This window comes from Bacillus pumilus, from assembly GCF_024498355.1.
GTDB classification, from domain to species: Bacteria; Bacillota; Bacilli; order Bacillales; family Bacillaceae; genus Bacillus; species Bacillus pumilus_P.
In genome coordinates this window covers 1,251,263-1,269,390 of sequence record NZ_CP101833.1, presented here as the reverse complement: position 1 = coordinate 1,269,390, position 18,128 = coordinate 1,251,263, and the positions used below count along the sequence as shown (strand labels likewise).

20 protein-coding genes and 2 riboswitches are annotated in these 18,128 nt (G+C 39.7%); of the genes, 4 read left to right on the top strand and 16 right to left on the bottom strand.

What is annotated here, in order from left to right; all coding sequences use genetic code 11:
* Positions 1 to 25: 25 nt before the first annotated feature.
* Positions 26 to 1,372 carry a TrkH family potassium uptake protein gene (locus NPA43_RS06315; RefSeq protein ID WP_099727452.1) on the bottom strand — a complete coding sequence of 449 codons (1,347 nt, stop codon included), beginning with the start codon at positions 1,370 to 1,372 and terminating at the stop codon, positions 26 to 28.
* Between the two features lie 144 nt (positions 1,373 to 1,516).
* The gene (gene htpX / locus NPA43_RS06310) at positions 1,517 to 2,416 is read right to left on the bottom strand and encodes a protease HtpX (RefSeq protein WP_099727453.1); all 900 of its coding nucleotides are present in this window, start codon (positions 2,414 to 2,416) and stop codon (positions 1,517 to 1,519) included.
* A 278-nt stretch (positions 2,417 to 2,694) separates the two neighbouring features.
* Here htpX and NPA43_RS06305 point away from each other — a divergent pair, with 278 nt between their 5' ends.
* On the top strand, positions 2,695 to 3,426 hold the full coding sequence (locus NPA43_RS06305) for a DUF1836 domain-containing protein (protein ID WP_099727454.1): 732 nt from the start codon (positions 2,695 to 2,697) through the stop codon (positions 3,424 to 3,426).
* Positions 3,427 to 3,534: 108 nt separating this feature from the next.
* Positions 3,535 to 3,729, top strand: coding sequence for an alpha/beta-type small acid-soluble spore protein (locus NPA43_RS06300; protein ID WP_099727455.1), 195 nt, complete (start codon positions 3,535 to 3,537; stop codon positions 3,727 to 3,729).
* Positions 3,730 to 3,767: 38 nt separating this feature from the next.
* Here the strand turns inward: NPA43_RS06300 and NPA43_RS06295 are convergent, their stop codons facing one another.
* The 4 genes from NPA43_RS06295 to NPA43_RS06280 form a co-directional block, all read right to left on the bottom strand.
* The gene (locus NPA43_RS06295; RefSeq protein WP_256499500.1) at positions 3,768 to 4,919 is read right to left on the bottom strand and encodes an anti-sigma factor domain-containing protein; all 1,152 of its coding nucleotides are present in this window, start codon (positions 4,917 to 4,919) and stop codon (positions 3,768 to 3,770) included.
* Entirely contained in the window at positions 4,916 to 5,671 is a 756-nt protein-coding gene (gene sigI / locus NPA43_RS06290; RefSeq protein ID WP_256499499.1) for an RNA polymerase sigma factor SigI, read from the bottom strand. Before sigI ends, NPA43_RS06295 begins: the two co-directional genes overlap by 4 nt.
* 215 nt (positions 5,672 to 5,886) lie before the next feature.
* Positions 5,887 to 6,678, bottom strand: a complete 792-nt coding sequence (locus tag NPA43_RS06285) for a TerC family protein (protein WP_099727458.1) — start codon at positions 6,676 to 6,678, stop codon at positions 5,887 to 5,889.
* A gap of 33 nt (positions 6,679 to 6,711) precedes the next feature.
* A riboswitch (yybP-ykoY riboswitch) is annotated at positions 6,712 to 6,882 on the bottom strand.
* Positions 6,883 to 6,959: 77 nt separating this feature from the next.
* Positions 6,960 to 7,571, bottom strand: a complete 612-nt coding sequence (locus NPA43_RS06280; protein ID WP_370461126.1) for a DedA family protein — start codon at positions 7,569 to 7,571, stop codon at positions 6,960 to 6,962.
* A 251-nt stretch (positions 7,572 to 7,822) separates the two neighbouring features.
* On the opposite strand from NPA43_RS06280, the gene NPA43_RS06275 reads away from it, so the two are divergent.
* Positions 7,823 to 10,246, top strand: a complete 2,424-nt coding sequence (locus tag NPA43_RS06275) for an EAL domain-containing protein (RefSeq protein WP_256499498.1) — start codon at positions 7,823 to 7,825, stop codon at positions 10,244 to 10,246.
* Positions 10,247 to 10,277: 31 nt separating this feature from the next.
* Here NPA43_RS06275 and NPA43_RS06270 read toward each other — a convergent pair whose 3' ends face one another.
* The 3 genes from NPA43_RS06270 to NPA43_RS06260 form a co-directional block, all read right to left on the bottom strand.
* Positions 10,278 to 10,742, bottom strand: a complete 465-nt coding sequence (locus tag NPA43_RS06270) for a MarR family winged helix-turn-helix transcriptional regulator (RefSeq protein WP_095408317.1) — start codon at positions 10,740 to 10,742, stop codon at positions 10,278 to 10,280.
* Between the two features lie 358 nt (positions 10,743 to 11,100).
* Complete coding sequence (locus NPA43_RS06265) at positions 11,101 to 11,265, bottom strand: stress protein (protein ID WP_099727461.1); 165 nt, start codon at positions 11,263 to 11,265, stop codon at positions 11,101 to 11,103.
* Between the two features lie 38 nt (positions 11,266 to 11,303).
* Entirely contained in the window at positions 11,304 to 11,459 is a 156-nt protein-coding gene (locus NPA43_RS06260; protein ID WP_099727520.1) for a hypothetical protein, read from the bottom strand.
* A 192-nt stretch (positions 11,460 to 11,651) separates the two neighbouring features.
* Here NPA43_RS06260 and NPA43_RS06255 point away from each other — a divergent pair, with 192 nt between their 5' ends.
* Positions 11,652 to 11,981, top strand: a complete 330-nt coding sequence (locus NPA43_RS06255; protein WP_008361347.1) for a MerR family transcriptional regulator — start codon at positions 11,652 to 11,654, stop codon at positions 11,979 to 11,981.
* Positions 11,982 to 12,014: 33 nt separating this feature from the next.
* Here the strand turns inward: NPA43_RS06255 and NPA43_RS06250 are convergent, their stop codons facing one another.
* The 7 genes from NPA43_RS06250 to NPA43_RS06220 all read right to left on the bottom strand — a co-directional run bounded on the left by NPA43_RS06250 (position 12,015) and on the right by NPA43_RS06220 (position 18,000).
* Complete coding sequence (locus NPA43_RS06250) at positions 12,015 to 12,410, bottom strand: metal ABC transporter substrate-binding protein (protein ID WP_099727462.1); 396 nt, start codon at positions 12,408 to 12,410, stop codon at positions 12,015 to 12,017.
* A gap of 101 nt (positions 12,411 to 12,511) precedes the next feature.
* Positions 12,512 to 13,870, bottom strand: a complete 1,359-nt coding sequence (mgtE, locus tag NPA43_RS06245; RefSeq protein ID WP_249705228.1) for a magnesium transporter — start codon at positions 13,868 to 13,870, stop codon at positions 12,512 to 12,514.
* Between the two features lie 208 nt (positions 13,871 to 14,078).
* A riboswitch (M-box (ykoK) riboswitch) is annotated at positions 14,079 to 14,243 on the bottom strand.
* A gap of 132 nt (positions 14,244 to 14,375) precedes the next feature.
* Positions 14,376 to 14,516 carry a hypothetical protein gene (locus NPA43_RS06240; RefSeq protein WP_003212346.1) on the bottom strand — a complete coding sequence of 47 codons (141 nt, stop codon included), beginning with the start codon at positions 14,514 to 14,516 and terminating at the stop codon, positions 14,376 to 14,378.
* 76 nt (positions 14,517 to 14,592) lie between these two features.
* Entirely contained in the window at positions 14,593 to 15,111 is a 519-nt protein-coding gene (locus NPA43_RS06235) for a PepSY domain-containing protein (RefSeq protein ID WP_230031139.1), read from the bottom strand.
* A gap of 93 nt (positions 15,112 to 15,204) precedes the next feature.
* Positions 15,205 to 15,894 carry a PepSY domain-containing protein gene (locus NPA43_RS06230; RefSeq protein ID WP_256499497.1) on the bottom strand — a complete coding sequence of 230 codons (690 nt, stop codon included), beginning with the start codon at positions 15,892 to 15,894 and terminating at the stop codon, positions 15,205 to 15,207.
* Between the two features lie 66 nt (positions 15,895 to 15,960).
* Positions 15,961 to 17,310, bottom strand: coding sequence for a sensor histidine kinase (locus tag NPA43_RS06225; protein WP_256499496.1), 1,350 nt, complete (start codon positions 17,308 to 17,310; stop codon positions 15,961 to 15,963).
* 3 nt (positions 17,311 to 17,313) lie between these two features.
* Entirely contained in the window at positions 17,314 to 18,000 is a 687-nt protein-coding gene (locus NPA43_RS06220) for a response regulator transcription factor (protein ID WP_099727467.1), read from the bottom strand.
* Between the last annotated feature and the right edge of the window lie 128 nt (positions 18,001 to 18,128).

The following is an 18,128-nucleotide window of genomic DNA, read 5'->3' as shown; positions in this document are numbered from 1 at the left end:
AAACAGCATTCACAGGGAATGCTGTTTAGCCAATAATAACGCGCTCTTTCGGGTAATGATAATTCGCTTCACTTTCTCTCCGGCCAATTAAATATAAGAAGCTTGGAATCCCAATCCGGCCGATAAACATAACCATCATGATAATACACTTACCAAATACAGTGAGGTCAGAGGTAATCCCTAGTGACAAACCGGTTGTTCCGAAAGCAGAACAAACTTCAAATAAATTTTCAAGAAGTGTATTATGTTCTGATAAGGTTAACAGGAATGTAGCACCAAATACCAAGATAAAGGCCATCATCGTCACCATGAGGGATTTATTAACATCCGCTTGGTGAAGCTCTCTTTTGAAAATTTTGATGGACTTATTTCCCCGTGCAAAATGAAACAGGGCGAGTAAATTAAGGGCAAACGTAGTTGTCCGAATTCCGCCTCCCACCGAGCTTGGAGAAGCCCCGATAAACATGAGCAAACATAAAAATAACAGCGTCGGCTCTGTTAATTGAGTAATGTCTAATGTCGAAAGCCCACCACTTCTTGTAGCCGTTGATTGGAACAAAGAATAAAACAAAATTTCGTGCCAGCTCTTCCCTAGAAAGGTAAAACCTGCTTCAAGTGCATATATCCCGATTGCGCCAACAACGACTAGGCTGCCAAACGTGATCGTTGTGATTTTTGTAAACAGAGAAAACGATGCATGCTTCCGGTCTTGATTAAATAAATAGTCCTTTACTTCAACCAGCACCGGAAAGCCAATGGCTCCAAAAATGATAAGCAGAATCGTAATAAATTGTACAAAATAGTCACCTTTGTAAGGGATCAACGAATTCCCTGTAATATCAAATCCTCCATTGGTTGTCGCACTAATACTTGAGAAAAAGCCATGTAAAAAAGCCCCTTGCACGTCGTAATATTTGAGAAAATACATACTTAAAATCAAACCGCCGACAAACTCAATCAGCAAAATTAAATATAAGACCTGCTTCATTAGTTTCACAATTCCTGATAAATTGCTTTGGTTTTGGTCTGCCATAATGAGTTTTCTTTCTTTAATGCCAATCCTTTTTCTCATAACGATCCATACGAAGGTGCCGAGGGTCATAATTCCGATTCCACCGATTTGCAGAACAAACGCAAGAATCCACATACCTGTGACGCTAAATGTTTGTGAAATATCAACAACGGTCAGACCTGTGACACTTACAGCACTCACAGCTGTAAATAGGGCATCAATAAATGTCCACTTTACTCCCTCTTGATGAGCAACTGGCAAACTTAAAAGAACAAATGAGACTGTGACAGCGAGAAAATAATAAAGGGCAATCAGCTGAAAAGCCGATAGCCGGTCAATTAGCTTTTTTATTGGGTTCATTGTTATTCCTTCTTTTAACTTTCATTTTTCAATACTTATCATTGTAATGAAAAGAGACATGATTTTAAAGATATTTTATGCTTTATTTTCTTTTTCATCAAAAAGAAAAAGACATCCTATCACAGAATGTCTTTTTGGTCTTTCTTATTTTGCTTCTAACCTTCTGATTCTTTCGTTTAAATCAGGGTGTGTCGAGAAAAGAGAAGCTTTTCTTTTACCACTGATTTTTAGTGTCGCGACTGCTGTTTGATCATCATCTTTGATTCTTGACGTATACGCCTCAAGAGAACGAAGTGCATGAATCATTTTGTCTTTTCCTGCAAGGTCAGCACCGCCGCGGTCTGCATGGAATTCACGATGTCTAGAATAGGCAAACACGACAAGGCTTCCTAGGATAGAGAAAATAATTTGGAAGACAATTACAGCAATAAAGTGGACAATCGGCACAAGCTCTTCACGTGGAACGAAACGACTTGCGATCCATGCCGCAATTCTTGAAAGGAAAACAACGAACGTGTTGACGATCCCTTGTAGCAGCGTCATTGTCACCATGTCACCGTTCGCAACGTGAGCGACTTCGTGAGCAATAACACCTTCAACCGCTGCATCATCCATTTCATGCAGCAATCCAGTCGATACAGCAACAAGTGATCTTCTCTTAGAAGGACCTGTCGCAAAAGCATTTACTTCAGATGATTGATAAATACCAACCTCAGGCATTTTAGAAAGGCCTGCTGCTCTAGATAATCTGTGAACGCGATCAACAAGCTGCTGCTCATCATATGTTAACGTATCCTTTTCAGGGTTTAACACGCGCACACCCATCATCATTTTTGCCATCCAGCGAGACATTGCTAATGACATAAACGAGCCAACAAAACCAACAACTGCACTGAATACAAGAAGATACATGATATTAAGTCTTCCGTCTGCTCCTATATAAGAACCAACACCAGTTGCTGCACTAATAACCGACAGTACAATACCAATCGTAGTGATAACAAGAATGTTCGTTAATATAAACAGAAAAATTCTTTTACCCATACATAACCTCCGCTGTCATATTAAGTTCAAATGAACTTATTAATAAAATTATAAAAATAAACGTCTCAAATTGCAAGGAAAAGGAATCGTTTTCTATGTTTATCATAACGGCTTAAGCCCCGCCATTTCAATGATCACGCTACTTGTAACCGATGAATAGTGAACAAATTGTGACGCTCCGTTCCAGTTTTAGTTTATTTTGCATTTTCATCAAAAAGAGATTATGATGTTGAATTAGATCAATAATCACGTTTTTGACGTACAAAATGAGGTGGAACATGGTGACTTTTAAATTAACGAGAATTGACATGACAAGACTTCTGTATTCTCTAAAAGGAGAGGGAGATCTGACTCCGCTTCAGCTTTTGAATTCATCTGTAAAAAGCGATAAGGAACATAAATATGTTGAAATAAAAATCCCTTCGTTTTTTGAGAAGCTCGAACGGCGGAAGCAAAAATCGGAGCACGGACTTTCAACGAATGAAATTGTTGAGCTTGGTAACTTGTGTGAGCTGACTTCACTTAAATCGACTGCGATTCAAAACTGGATCAAACGTGATATTAAGGATATGATCGGCCATCCAGAGCTTGGCAAAAAGTACTCCATTGATCAGGTCGTTATTTTATTAATTGTCAGGGATTTAAAATCAGTATTTGATTTTGATTCCATTCGCATGATCTTATCTGCCTTATTAAACACAATCACAGATCGAACGGATGATATTATTAGCCCCATCCGCTTTTATGAAGCATATGCGCATGTCCTTGATTTTATTTATCATCATACACATTTTCCATTAAAGGAAACGAATTTACGAGAAATGACAGAGGAGCAGACAGACAAGCTCCGTGAAGGGTTTACAGAATTGTCGAAGCCGCAATGGCACTTGATTAAAGGCATTATCAGTTCTACAGTCTTCTCTGTTTTCACTTCTCACTTGCAAAGCACCGCACAAGAAATGATGTTTAATACGCTGCAGCTGAAAAAGCTTAAATCAGAGCCGAGGTGACCTTTATCACCTCGGTTTTTTTGTGCAGCAATTGCCAGCATAATTGCAGGCAGTTTTTTTCAAAATAAGAAGGCGCAACAAACATGAGGTGAAAGGAGGAATATGATCATGGCAAACCGAAATCAACTTCTTGTTCCTGGAGTAGAACAAGCATTAGATCAATTTAAATACGAGATCGCTCAAGAATTTGGCGTGACTCTCGGTTCAGATACAGTCGCACGTTCAAACGGCTCTGTTGGCGGCGAAATCACAAAAAGACTCGTTCAACAGGCTCAATCACAAATGGGCAATCAATCTAAATAATGACATGGTGAAATACGCCGGAGTAATTCTGGCGTTTTTTATTGTTCATATGTGTGCTCATGCCTTTTCTCGCGATAAGAAGGCGGCACATCTTTTCCTTTTTGCTTTGCATGTTCTCTTTTTCGTTCACCGGGCGGTCGTTTCTGATCCCTGTCGTTTTTTTTTGCGTGCTTTTCAGCATGACCATCAGGGTCAGTTGAGTGATTTTTTTTTTGCTCTTTATCGAAAGAGCGATCCTTTTCCTCTTTGATCTGTTTGTCTTTGTTTTCATCATCAGGTTTTGTTTGGTGAGGCGTTTGAACAGAACCTTGCTCTTCCCTCTCTACTTCCTGCTGCTCTTTGTCTTCGCCTTCAGGAGCCTCTTGATCAGGCTGCACCTCTTCACTATCGTCTGTCTTTACTTCTTCTTGTTCGTCTTTGTCTGCTTGATCTTCATCATCTTTCTTTGGCTCTTCTTCTTTGACAGCATCACCATCTGCGTCTTCATTCTTTTTGATGTCTTCTTGTTCTTTGTCTTGCATTTCTTGATTTCTAATATATGTTCCTGTTGAGATGCCTGCCTTTTGTGCTTTCTCTCTTGTTTCCAGGTCACCCTCCACAGTTTCAAGCTTGTAATCGCGCTTTTGATATTCACCAGAGATGGTGTTAATTTTGCTTTTTACGTTTGTTTTATATGTATGATCCTGCTTGTTTTCATAAACAGTTGAAATATAAATGCTTTTAGAATGGTTCACGTATCCCTTTTTATCACAATCGTCTATGATTTCCTGCACCACTTTGGTCACGTCGGTTTTTTCCAAATCTTTCATACTGGCGAGTACTTGTTTCGCATCTTTATTCAGCGGTGTGACACCGATCACTTGATAATTGTGATCCAGCTTTAGCTCAAAGCTTGGGTTAATGTCAATCGTCATATATGCATATGCTCTTTGACTTGAGAAAGATGGCATCATAGTGAAAATCACGACAATAATAGCTGCGATTGATAGAATTCCTGCATTTAACGGACGTAAACGGAGCAGGTCAAAAAAACCGGCTCTTTTTCTTTCGAGACGTGATTCATTCGGAAATGTCACTTCTTGCCCGATTTCATAGTTTTGCTGTTCGTACTTTGTCCGCAGAAATTGTCCATCAGGGGTCAGCAGCGTGACATATTTTTTGTTTTTCTCTACTATAATGCCTCTTCTCATGAATTAAGCACCCCTTTAAGGTAATCTTTCAAATACACATAATCACCCGTCATAATGATCGCCATCGCAATGATATATTTTCTATTTCTCTCAATCGTTTTGCGGCTAACTTCCACTAGCTTTTCCAGCTGTTTGACTGGCAATTGTTTTTTCTGAAATAAAATGGTTCTTAGCTCATCGTGTTCAACAAGTGTATGGGCCACTTTAATTGCATTTTGCCTGGCATCTGCATGCTTTGGTGAATGCTCAAGCAACTCTTGAAACGTGAGGCCGTATCCTTTCAATCGTTCTTTAAAATGTTCAATCTCTTCTCTTCTGTGTTCTTGTTCAATTAAACGCCTATATTCTTTTGCAGAAAGCTCTGCTTCAATCATGCTTTGAGAGTATTCGCCATTCTCACTTTCTTGAAGGTCCATTTGAACCGTTGGCGCATTTCTTGCTTCTTTTCGAATATAGTCGATCACTTTTCTTTTAATAATTAATTCCGCAAAAGCAAGGAGTGAGTTTCCTTTTTCAGCAGAGTATTTTTCTATCGCTTCATTAAAGGCAATTAAGCCTATGCTGAATTCATCATCTTTTTCATCTATATATCGTTTACAAACGGATGAAACCGTCTTAGCGACAAATGGTTTGTATTGCTCTATTAATGCATTTTGCAGATTGCTATCACCTTGTTGGATACTGATAGCCGACTGCTCTAATGTTTGCTTTTTCTTTCCTTTTTTAAACGAAAGGCTAAGCAATGGTTTCACCTCAGTTCTCCCTATATTACTCATTTATGATAGCTAATTTATGAGGGAAGCGCAAAGGAAGAAATGAGGAATTCATTTCCTGTTACTCAATTATGACACGTATTTCATTATCTACTTTACAACGTTTCGTCTAAAAGCAAAGAAATAAGGGGGTATCTCCCCCTTTTTTGTAATATACGTGTTATGAAAATGAAATGATATTTCTTTCAAAAAACCTACTCTTCTAGGCGCACTTCTTGTTTTTCCTTGCTTTCTTGCCCGCCCTTTCTGGATGGACTTGATAAAAACCAGCCAAATGCTGCAATCGCGAGAAGCACCGTCCAGAAAATGATTTTCCATAATGTTGAATGAATGAAATGAGAGGACACGACTCCAATGGCAGGATGTGAAAGTGTATAAAGCGTGAGCTTCACGCCAACCCATCCGACAATGACAAATGCTGCTGTTTCTAGGCTTGGTCTTGTTTTCAACAGCTTCACAAAGACAGTCGCTGCAAATCGCATGATGATAAGACCAATGATACCGCCTAAAAGAATAACGATAAATTGACCGCCATCAAGTCCACCGATTTGCGGAAGATTTGTGTTTGGAAGTGTCACCGCTAAAGCGACGGCTGCTAAAATAGAGTCTACTGCAAAAGCAATATCGGCAAGCTCTACTTTCACAACTGTTGCCCAGAAGCCGCTTTGCTTCATGTTTGTTTCTGATTCCTTTTTCTTAAATACATGAGATTTCAAAATATGGTGAATGGAAATATAAAGAAGATAAATTGCGCCAATTGCTTGAACTTGCCACACGTCCACTAAAAACGAAATAAGAAATAAAGAACCAAATCGCATGACAAACGCACCCGCAAGTCCGTAAAACAATGCCTTTTTTCTTTGCTTTTCAGGAAGGTGTTTGACCATCACGGCCATGACTAGCGCATTATCAGCTGCTAAAATCCCTTCTAATCCAATCAATACGAGAAGAACCCACCCGTATTCTAAAATAATTGCTGCATCCATCATCATTCCTCCTTGTTTTTTTATCTATTGTCCCACAACAGACAAAGGCTTATGAATGCAAAAAAGACCTTTGCCTGAAATGGCAAAGGTCTTGCTAGACATGTGATATGTAGAATCATGCCAACAAAGCCGATGGAACGTAAGTCCATGTAATGACGACTTTGTTTCCGGTAATACCGGACGCTACTCCCCTTTGGTGGGATTAAGAATATTTAGATTACTTATATATTAATCAATAGATACTGGATTGTCAACAGGTTACGTGCATCCCAATACCGTGATTAAGCAGTTGGCGTTTCTGTTTTTCTCTTTCTTCGCTTAAACCATACGTAAAGAACGAACAATAACACAACACCGATCCCAATCGGTAAAAGATATGGATCTAAAATGGCGCCAACCTCTTTCCAGTTCTCCCCAAGCATAAATCCTAGATACACATACACAAACGTAATCGGCGTAATGGCCAAAAACGTATACAGGCAAAATACCCACACATTCATCTTGGCAATACCGCATGGAATGGAAATAAGGGTTCTCACTCCTGGAATAAACCGGCCGCTAAACGCGACAAAACCGCCATGCTTTTCAAAGAAAGCATCCGATTTATCAAGCGACTCAGGTTTTACAAAAAAGTATTTCCCATATTTATTTAAAAAGGGTCTGCCGCCGTAACGTCCTAACCAGTACAAGGTCAAAGGGCCAGCCACGCCGCCAATCGATCCTGCAGCCACAACACCGATGAAGGCCATGTCCCCTTCTGAGACCCAGTAACCCGCGAGAGGCAAAACCACTTCAGCAGGAACAAATTCAATGCATAATGCGAGGAAGATGCCAAAGTACGACAAATTCTTAAAGGCATCAGCTAAAGAAATAATAAAATCTTCGATGTTCATCAATCCCTTTCACACATAATCAGTTTGACAGGCCCTATCACTTTTAGAACCGTGCCACTTATTAAACGAATAAAACCGAAGAAACGATTCACTTTTCATCGTTTTTTTACATTAAAATTTGATTTTACTATAAAAAATGAACGAAAAAAATGCTGATTGTCCTTTTTAAGTGAATGAAAAGTGAACACAAGGGACAATCGATCCGATATATTAAATATATGTCTGTTTTTGGATACAGGAGGTTTTCTCACATGACACATTTAACAGGAAGCTACAACGGATGGCTTGTCTTTCTGTCAGTCGCTGTCGCCGCTGTCGCCTCCTACTCAGCTCTTCATTTAGCCAGCCGAGTGATACAGTCAAGCGGCGCAAAGAAAAAGGGATGGCTGATCATTGGTGCAATGATCATGGGGATGGGGATATGGTCGATGCATTTTATCGGTATGACGGCATTTCACATGCATTCTGGCATCACATACGAAACCCCTTTACTGATTTTATCGATTTTGGCATCCTTTATCGGTTCTTTGATCGCTTTTTCGATATGCATTCAGCAGCAGCTTTCCACAAGACGACTGCTGATTAGTTCAATCACTATGGGATCGGCTATTTGCAGCATGCATTATCTCGGAATGGAATCAATGGCCAATGTTTCAATTAGCTATGATCCAGTCCTCTTTTTCCTTTCGTTTTTCCTTGCTGCGTTAGCTTCTTACTTTTCGTTAAATCTCTTTTTTCGGCTCCATCGATCTGAGAAAAGACAGGAAGATCATCTGTTAAAAATAGCTGGCGCACTCGTGATGGGTTTTGCTATTGCTGGTATGCACTATACTGGAATGGCTGCTTCTACCATGTTTTTTCATTCAGAGGGACAGGTCGCTGCGGGTGGTTCTCTTGAAATGTCGCCATTCAGTCTATCCATTTTCATTGGTTTGATGACTCTTATTGTCCAAACGCTGATGATTTTCGGCGCTTTTATTGATCACCGAATCATGAAGCAGTCAGATAAGCTAAAGGAAAATGAGCAGCGATTCCAATCACTCATCAAACATAATATCGATGGCATTATCGTGTTATCTGTCGATCGAAAGGTACTTTCTGCTAATGACTCAGGTAAGCAAATTTTAAAAGTGTGCAATTCCTGGATTGGTGATGATGTCAGCCGATACGTGATGCCGACTGAGATGTGGGAAGAATTTATTTACCAATCAAAGAAGGCCATCACACGTGAAGCAGAACTGAAAGCAGCAGATCGTTTTTATTATTACCATGTCACTTACATACCTGTTCATGTCAACAATACACTTGACAGCATTTATCTTGTTTTAAAGGATTTAACGCAGCAGCGGATTGCAGAAAAAGAAATTCATGTGATGGCACATTATGATGCATTAACTGAGCTTCCTAATCGGCGTCACGGTATCAATCATTTAAATGATGTTTTATCCACTCAAGGAGAGACAAGGACATCAACGGCTGTTCTTTTTCTTGACCTGAATCGTTTTAAAATTATTAATGATGCACTTGGTCATAACATAGGGGACTTACTGCTCAAAGCCGCTGCAAACAGACTGACGCAATGTTTACCGGACAATGGCTTTATTGCTAGACTTGGCGGAGATGAATTTTTAATGATTTTCCCACACTTGGAGCATGATACATATAAAATTGAACAGCTTTCTAAAAATATCATCCGTCAATTTGAACGCCCTTTTTTCATCCAGAATCATCAGCTCATTACATCGATCAGTATTGGAATCGCCATCTCCCCGCAAAATGGCAAAGATGGGATGGAACTGATGAGAAAAGCCGATATGGCGATGTATTTATCCAAAAAACATAAGCAAAGCCGTTATGAGTTCTTCACCGAATCAATGGAAAAATCGAGTGAAGACAGGCTAAATCGAGAGCTGGAGTTAAGAGATGCCATTCAAAGAGAGCAGTTTGTGCTTCACTATCAGCCTCAAGTCAGTGCCAAAACAAGAAAAATGACAGGGGTTGAAGCTCTTTTAAGAATGAAAGCACCAGACGGCTCCTTAAAGTCACCTGAGGCTTTTATTGAACTAGCCGAGGAATCAGGCCTTATCATTGATATAGGCAGATGGGTCATTGATACCGCGTGTAAGCAGGCAAAAATTTGGTATGACAATGGTTTCAAGATTCCTGTGGCCGTCAATTTATCTGCTAAACAGTTCAATGCTGAGGACTTAATTGATTTGATCAAGCTGACATTGAAAAAATACGACCTTAAGCCGTCACTGCTCGAACTTGAAGTCACAGAAAGTATGACAATGGACAACATTAAGCAATCAAAACAGGTGCTTACGTCGCTGAAGCAGCTTGGGGTTCGCATTAGTATTGATGATTTCGGTACAGGTCACAGCTCCTTAAGCTATTTAAAGGATTTGCCAATTCATAGACTAAAAATTGACAAATCCTTCATTGAGGATATTCTAAGTGATTCAAAGTCTGAACAGATCACAGGTGCCATTATAGCGATGGGCCACCAATTATCTCTCGAAGTCATTGCAGAAGGCGTTGAAACCTTCGCACAGGCGCAGCTGTTATCTGCGCAGGGCTGTGACGACTTACAAGGCTTTTATTATGCAAAACCCCTTCCAGCAAGCGATATTGAGAAATTCATCGCCTATCCTGCACATGAGTTGGACACATAAAAAAAGGTGCCAACGATGGCACCTTTTCGTTTTATCTAAATAATAAATGCTGACTGTGAATGCCCGCTTTTTTCAGCAGACTAATCAATTGCTCTTGTTCTTCACGCGTCAGACCAGAAAACGCCCGCGCAATACGAAGAGAATGGATCGGGTAAATCTTATCAAGATAACTGCGCCCTTTATCTGTTAAATGGGCATAAACCGACCGTTTGTCCTTTGGGTCCTGTTCTCTTTCAATGAAACCATTTCGTTCTAACTTGTCAATTACGTACGTGACATTCCCGCTGACAAGCAGGAGTCTTGAGCCGATTTGCTGAAGCTTTTGAGCACCTCTTGTGTACAGCAATTCAAGAACGGCAAATTCAGTTGGATTAAATCCATGCTCTTTGCTGTCTCTAATACTGTGTTCTGAAACGCTTTTAAATGCTCTTGCAAAAACCTTGTAAAGCGTCATTGAACGTTCTACTTCTTCTTCATTAAACGATAGTCTCATCACATATCTACCTCTTATAATATTTTTTTAACTTCAAGGCTTTCTTGCGGTGCAGTTGGAGCCTTTCGTAAAAAATAGAAGTACGTTTTGAAAACACTTTCAACCACATAATTGACTCCATTCGTGTTATGTATAAGATTTCGATATAAACTTTTAAAATCCTTCTTATTTTTCACAATCATCTCGAAAAAAAGCTTTTTTAGCAAACCATCAAGTTACGACAAATTTTAACATAATCTGTAAAGACTCTTTGTTTTCTTGCAACTAATTCGTCAAAATTCTACAAAATTCAATATTGAAATAATATTGAACACGCAAAAAAAGAACCCTTTATGTGACTTGCGCACATTTAAAGGGATTTTCACAGATTGCGCTCTGTTTTGTTGAAAAAGAAATGATACTCTTTTTTTAAGTCACTAATTGTCATGTTTTTGGCCGTGTCAGGGCTGTAAACCCCTAACGAACACAGCTGCTTCGTATAATAACGTCTTTCTTTCGCTAAAGCTTCTTTTAATATACGCCGCACCGAATATCCCCTCCTATCAATTGATATGGATCGGGTGCTTATGAAGACCTTTTATACAAATCATTTTGTACGGCTCTTAGAAGAGCATGTGCATTCTGACCCGCAGCCTGCATGAATTGTTCAAGCAATTCGTCCCTCTTCACATCTAAAGCGATGATTTCTTTTGCCATACGGATGATCTGTGTTTGCTCCATCATATGCTCCTCCTCCTATTTCAATTCACCATTATTATATGTGCTCGTGAGATGCTTTGCACGCTTAGTGTTAAGTTTCCTCCCATGATTTTTTCATTTTTTTCGTTTTTATGTTATATTTTCTAACAAACGTTAGGTTTTTTTACTTGTCGTTCTATATAATATAAAGAAAAGACTTGCAGGGGTGAGTATATGACGCAGGAAGATGTATCTTATAAAGATAAAAAAGTCATTTCAATCGGGATTGTCAGTGAATTAACAGGGCTTTCTGTCAGGCAAATCCGATATTATGAGGAACGTAAACTCATCTACCCCCAGCGCTCAACAAGAGGCACGCGGAAATATTCTTTTTCTGATGTAGAACGTTTAATGGACATCGCCAATAAACGGGAAGATGGTGTGCAGACAGCCGAAATTTTAAAAGATATGAAGAAAAAAGAACAGGCGTTAAAAAGCGGGCAATTTAAGAAAAAAATGCTGGAAGGCCAGATCAACGCACACTTCCGGTACAAAAATCGATAAACAAAAAAGAATCGCTCTTTTGAACGATTCTTTTTATTTAGACGACGCTTCATCTCCTTCGACAACCCCTACAAAGTCAATGAGGACACCTCTTTCAGGATCTTCCTTTACCCGAAGGGCAAGTGCCTTTTTCTCTCCAGTTTGAGCATCTTTATAATTCGCATGAAAGACATGAATGCTTGCTTCTTCCAGCTGAAAGTCTTGATAGGAAAGCTTCTCAATGCCCCATTCTTTTTTTAATGTCAGAATATCATTCGGACTTGGGACCGCACCTTCGACATAGATGTTCTCCATTTTTCTTTTATTCCCTTCAGCGATCGCTTCAAGCATGTGCTCTGCAGCAACAAGCCGCCTGTCTTTCCCTTCGTCTTCCCTTTGACATGCACTAAGCAAAAGAATACACATCAAAATGAATAAGAACTTCTTCATGCTTCTCTCCCACCTTCTCCTTAAAATGTAAAGGATGAAAGCGCTATATGCAATCTTTATTCAAAAAAGACTGTAAAACGACACGTTTTACAGTCTTTTCGCTACATCAGTGTATGAAGGAACGCTGTGGCAATCCCAAAATAGATAAGCAGTGATAAAATATCATTCAATGTTGTAATCAGCGGTCCAGATGCAATAGCCGGGTCCACGTTTAATCTGTGTAAAATAATGGGCACGACAGTACCTGCCATTGTTCCAATAATGAGTGTCGCAAGGAGTGAGGAACCAACGACAAATCCTAAAATCATATTGCCCTGCCAAACCATCGCGACAACTGTAATAATGATTGAACAGACAATGCCAATGTAAATACTTGTTCTCAGCTCTCTAAAAATAAGGCGCATAATGGTTTTTTTCGTTAATTCTTCTTTTGAAAGCCCTCTAATGACGACTGCAAGAGACTGTGTACCAGTATTCCCTGTCATACCTGCAATCATCGGCATGAAGAAAGCAAGAGCAACAACTTGCTGAAGGGTATCTTCAAAATAATTTAATATACTGCCTGAAATCAGTCCAATAAATAATAGTAAAATCAGCCAAGGAAGACGGCGGTATGCCGCAACAAATGACGGCGTGTCAAACGTAATATCTTTACCAGAGGCAGCAAACTTCTCATAGTCTTCGCCTGCCTCTTGAATGACGACATCAATGATATCATCGACTGTGACAATTCCGACAAGGACATTGTTCTCTTCCACAACAGGAATGGCGAGAAAGTCATACCGTTCAATCAGCTTTGCGATTTCTTCCTGGTCTTGAAATGCTCCGACGGCAATGACTCTTGTAAACATGAGATCCTGCACTTTTTCATCCGGTTCACCTAAAATAAGATCACGGTATGAGAGGACACCTACAAGCTGTTTTTGATCATTGATCACATATAAGTAGTTGATCGATTCTGCAATTTCAGCAAAGCTTTTCAGCTTCACAACCGCATCCTGAACCGTATAATGCTGAGGTATCCATACATAACGGTTGGTCATGATCCGGCCTGCTGTCTCAGCAGGGTAATTCATGAGAAGCTGGACGGCCTTTGATTCCTCTGCTTCCATGTTTGATAAAAGCTGATCTTTTAGGTCATCATCCATTTCATCGAACAAGTTGGCTAAGTCATCGTTATCCATTTTGTTTGTAACGAAGGTAGCTTTGTCTTTCCCTACTTTTTCAAGAACGATCTCTTGATATTCCCGCTCAAGCTCACCCATCATTTCCGTTACATCATCGACTGTTAAAAAACTGAGAAAGCGGCCGCGGTGTTTTTCTGGAAGCTCTTTAAATAAATAGGCCATATCATACGGCTGAAGCTCTTCCATAATGTTTTTAAATTCTTTGCGTTTGCCATCTCTTAATAAAATAATGATTCTTAAAATGAGTTCATCGTACGTAATGTTCTGTATCATTGCTGTTACCTCCCCAAAGTCAGGAGATACCCGAATCCCTTAGAATGTGCGGGGGTCAGGATCTCCTCTATCTGATGTCTCAATTTGATCTTTTGACATACTCTCTATGTGTCGCGAATCGGGATGATCCATCCCCACACCTCCTTTTCTTATAAAAAAGCACCTTCAACCGAATGAAGGCGCTTTGTAAGCATAGCAAAATAAACACTTGCTCCTTCAATCGTAGAGCTTTAGCACTGTATGGCATAGGATAAAATCCAGCTGCATTAAAAATCACCTTATGTCGATGATTTCTGTTGACCCATTGGCGTCTTTGGACATTTTTGGGCAGCAGCGTATCTCCATACAGGAGCCTCACCTAACGAAGTCTCATATTGTTAACACAATGAGATTACAGAAAAAGTGGAATGATGTCAATAAGCAAGATGCCAAGTCAACTCATGTATTCGCTTACTTTTCAAAAAAAAGAGCGATAGACAAGTTGACCATCGCCCTTTCATGTCTTTTATTCCTCTTCCGGCTGATTCATATCCTCTTGGGAGAGGAGATGAAAGGAATCATGCAAAAACAAAGCATATCCTTCTCCATCAGGGTGCGGAACATATTCCGCATGGTCCATTGTCTGCTCTTCTTCTTTCTTCTTCATATTCTCTCGCCTCCTTTCCCGTAGTTTGTCCTAATGAAAAAACCTTACACATGAAAGTGTAAGGTTCGATCATTGCTTAATCATCCCATTCTTGCTTCAGGATTTTGCCTGTTTTAGCGGAAATCTCAAAATCAACTTCCTCGCCGCCTGGTGTAGTGATTTCAATTTCATAAATGTACACACCATTTTCTTTATCTAAATCTGAATCTGTGACTGAGCCTTTTACTTTTGCAAGGGCAATTTTTTCAGCCTGCTTTTTTGTGATTTTCACATTTTGTTTCTTTTCTTTCACTGGATCATTAAGCGCTTTTCCTGTTTTTGCATCGACATATACTTTATATTCAAAGCCGCCTTTTTTAATCTCGACCTCATACACCCATTTTCCTTTTTTACGCTCAAGGTCCACATCATCCACATAGCCTTTCACCACTTTTAGCGCTGCTTTTTCAGCTTGTTTCTTTGAGACAAACGATGATTTCTTTTGCACCACTTGCTCTGCGTTTGCTGTTTGATTTGTATTTTGCGCTTGAAGTGTGAAACCACCTGCGACAAGAGTTCCTGTTAATGCTGTAGCTACTAGTACTTTTTTCATCATGTTCATTTCCTCCTCTGTTTGATTTCTCCTTTATCTTAATAAAACAAGATGATAAAGGAAGGAAAGAAACATGAGAATATCATGAGAAAAGGATTAGTTTTCATACGTAATGCCTTCAATGTCTCCTGTATACGCGTTCACAAGCACCTCTGCCTCTCTACCATCAGGCAAATCTAGCTCCACCTCAAACACGAGCATGCCGCTAAACGTTTCAAGATCTGCATCATCCACTGTCCCTCCGACTTCTTTTACGGCGATTTGAATGGCTTCTTCCACCGTTATTTTCGTCACCTTCTTTTCTTTAGATGTTGTTTTTTTCTTTTTTGCTTCTATCACCTTAAAGGTTTGTTTATCGACATCCACTTGATATAATTCTTTTTTTGATTGGATCGTAAAGATAAAACGATCTGACTTCTCTTTCTTTTGGATCACGGTTCCGTTCACTTTTTTAACGGCCGCTTCTTCTGCTTGCAGTGCAGCATTTTTTTCATTTGGCTTTTGATAGCTTTTTAACTGTTTGATTTCTTTCATTTGACCGTTTGCGGAAGATGCAATGATTTGATAAATGCCATTTGAATTTTCCAGCGTCAATGTATAGTCCTGTTTATGATTGATTAAATCAATATTTGTAATGGTTCCATTGTAGTCTTTTGCGATGATTTTTTTGATTTCGGCTTCACTTAATAATTTTTGATCAATGGTTTGAATCATAAGCATTGCAAAGGCCGCAAGAATGACGAGACATCCTGCGAGCGCAAGCACCATTTTCGTTTTTCTAGACATGCAGCGCCTCCTTCCTATTTCCTATTTTATAAGGAGGAAATGAGAAATTGATGAGAAAAGACCTATTTATTTCTGAAAAAGAATGGTCATGGTTGTCCCTTCGCCTATACGACTGTCTACCTTCAGTTCGGCCCCGTGCTCTTCAGCAATTTGCTTTGCAATTGAAAGGCCGAGTCCGGTTCCGCCCGTCTCACTGTTTCTCGCTTCATCCACACGGAAAAAGCGGTCAAAGATTTTCGGCAGATCCTCTTCTTTTATGCCAATTCCTTTATCAATGACTGAAATAAACGGCTTGACTCCTGCTCTCCCGCAGGTCACACCAACTGGCTCTGCACTATATTTAACCGCATTATCAATCAAGATGGTCAAAAGCTGTTTGATTTTCTCTTCGTCCCCCTCAGCGACGAGCGGCTGATCTGTTTGCACGTTAGAGTCAATGGTTCGATTGGTTGCGACTTCAAGTGTATGACATACCTGCTTGCATAAATGACCAAGATCAACTGGCTTCATGTCCAAGTAAAGCGGCTGACCATTTTTCGCAAGTGTTAATAATTGATCTGTCAGCCTTTTCATTTTTTTCGCTTCATCATGAATCGCTTGAGATGATTCTTCTACAACCTCTGGACGTGTCTGTCCCCAGCGCTTTAATAAATGACTGTAGCTCAAAATGACGGTAATCGGTGTCTTCAATTCATGAGAGGCATCATGCAAGAATTGCTGCTCTTTCTCATAATGTTTCTCGAGTATTTCTGACATTTCATTAAAGGTTTGTCCCATTTGATACAATTCATCCTTTGAATCGCCTGCTAGTTTGATTCGCTTAAACGCCTTCTCTTTCATACTTGCCTTCATTGTATTGGTCATTCTACTAATAGGGCGGACGATTTGTTTGGTTAAAATGTGGCCTGCAAAATAGGAAAGCACAATAAATAAAACGCCTGCAGCGATTAAAATCATTTTTAATAACGCTAAATTCTCTTCCGTATTTTCAATTTCTTCATATACTTGTAGCGATACAATCTCGCCATTTGTCCAAATAACCGGAATCGCAGCGAACGCAATCATATGCTTGTTGTATTCTTTAATTTCTGCTGTCTGACCAGATTCATATGTAAAAGGCAGTGAACTAAACGTTGATTCCTTTGTGACAGTCAGCTTTGATTTACCCGTTTCTGTCACAACACGAATCATCCCATTTTGGGGCAAATAGGCTTTCAGCAGCTCCGAAGATGGAAGACCCTCTTCTTCTGATTTTTTCAAAGCAATGGCAATATTTTCAGTCACCTCAGACAGCCGGGACATATCTTTTTGCGTCAAAGTTATCGAAAAAATAAAATAAATGGCTGTATGAATCAGCAGCACCATTAAAAACAAAGACAACGACGTATAAAGCTGGATTTTATTTTTTAATCTCATTCTTTATCCTTTCATCACATAACCCACACCTCTCACTGTGTGAATCAGCTGTTTTTCAAATGGGTAGTCGACTTTTTTCCTTAAATAGCGAATATAGACATCCACCACGTTTGTGTCACCGAAGTAATCAAAGCCCCAAACGGCTGTTAAAAGCTGATCCCTTGTGAGCACTTGCTGCTGATGCTTTAGCAAGTGGACAAGCAGATCATATTCTCTCGGTGTGAGCTCAAGCATTTGCCCGCCCCTTTGTATGTCTCTTGTTTTCTCATTGACGGTCAGATCTGCTATGCTCAGCTCTGTCTCCTTTTCTTCTTGCGCATTTATATTGAATCTCAGCTGCGCACGAATTCGCGCTAATAATTCCTCTATGTCAAAAGGCTTTGTAATATAATCATTTGCCCCAAGATCAAGGCCGCTTACCTTATCAGGAACACTCCCTCTTGCTGTAATCAAAATAATGGGCGTGGCTGTATTTGTCTTTCGAACCCTTCTAAGCACCTCAAGGCCGCTTAATTCTGGCAGCATGACGTCAAGCAGCACTAAATCGAAGCTATCTTCTTCAAGAGCCTGGAGTCCGTTCATGCCTGTATCTTTGACTGTAACCTCATATCCTTCATATTCAAGTTCAAGTGACAGCACCCTTGCAATTTTCTTTTCATCTTCGATCACGAGTATCTTCCCTTTGTTCATCTCTATCTCTCCTATCTAAAAGGCAGGCTTGTCTTTCCATTATTATATGTTGCCTTTCACATTTGGAACAGTCACAATCTTCATATCTTATTTTTCATGAAAGAGGAATTTATTTTCGAACAAAAACA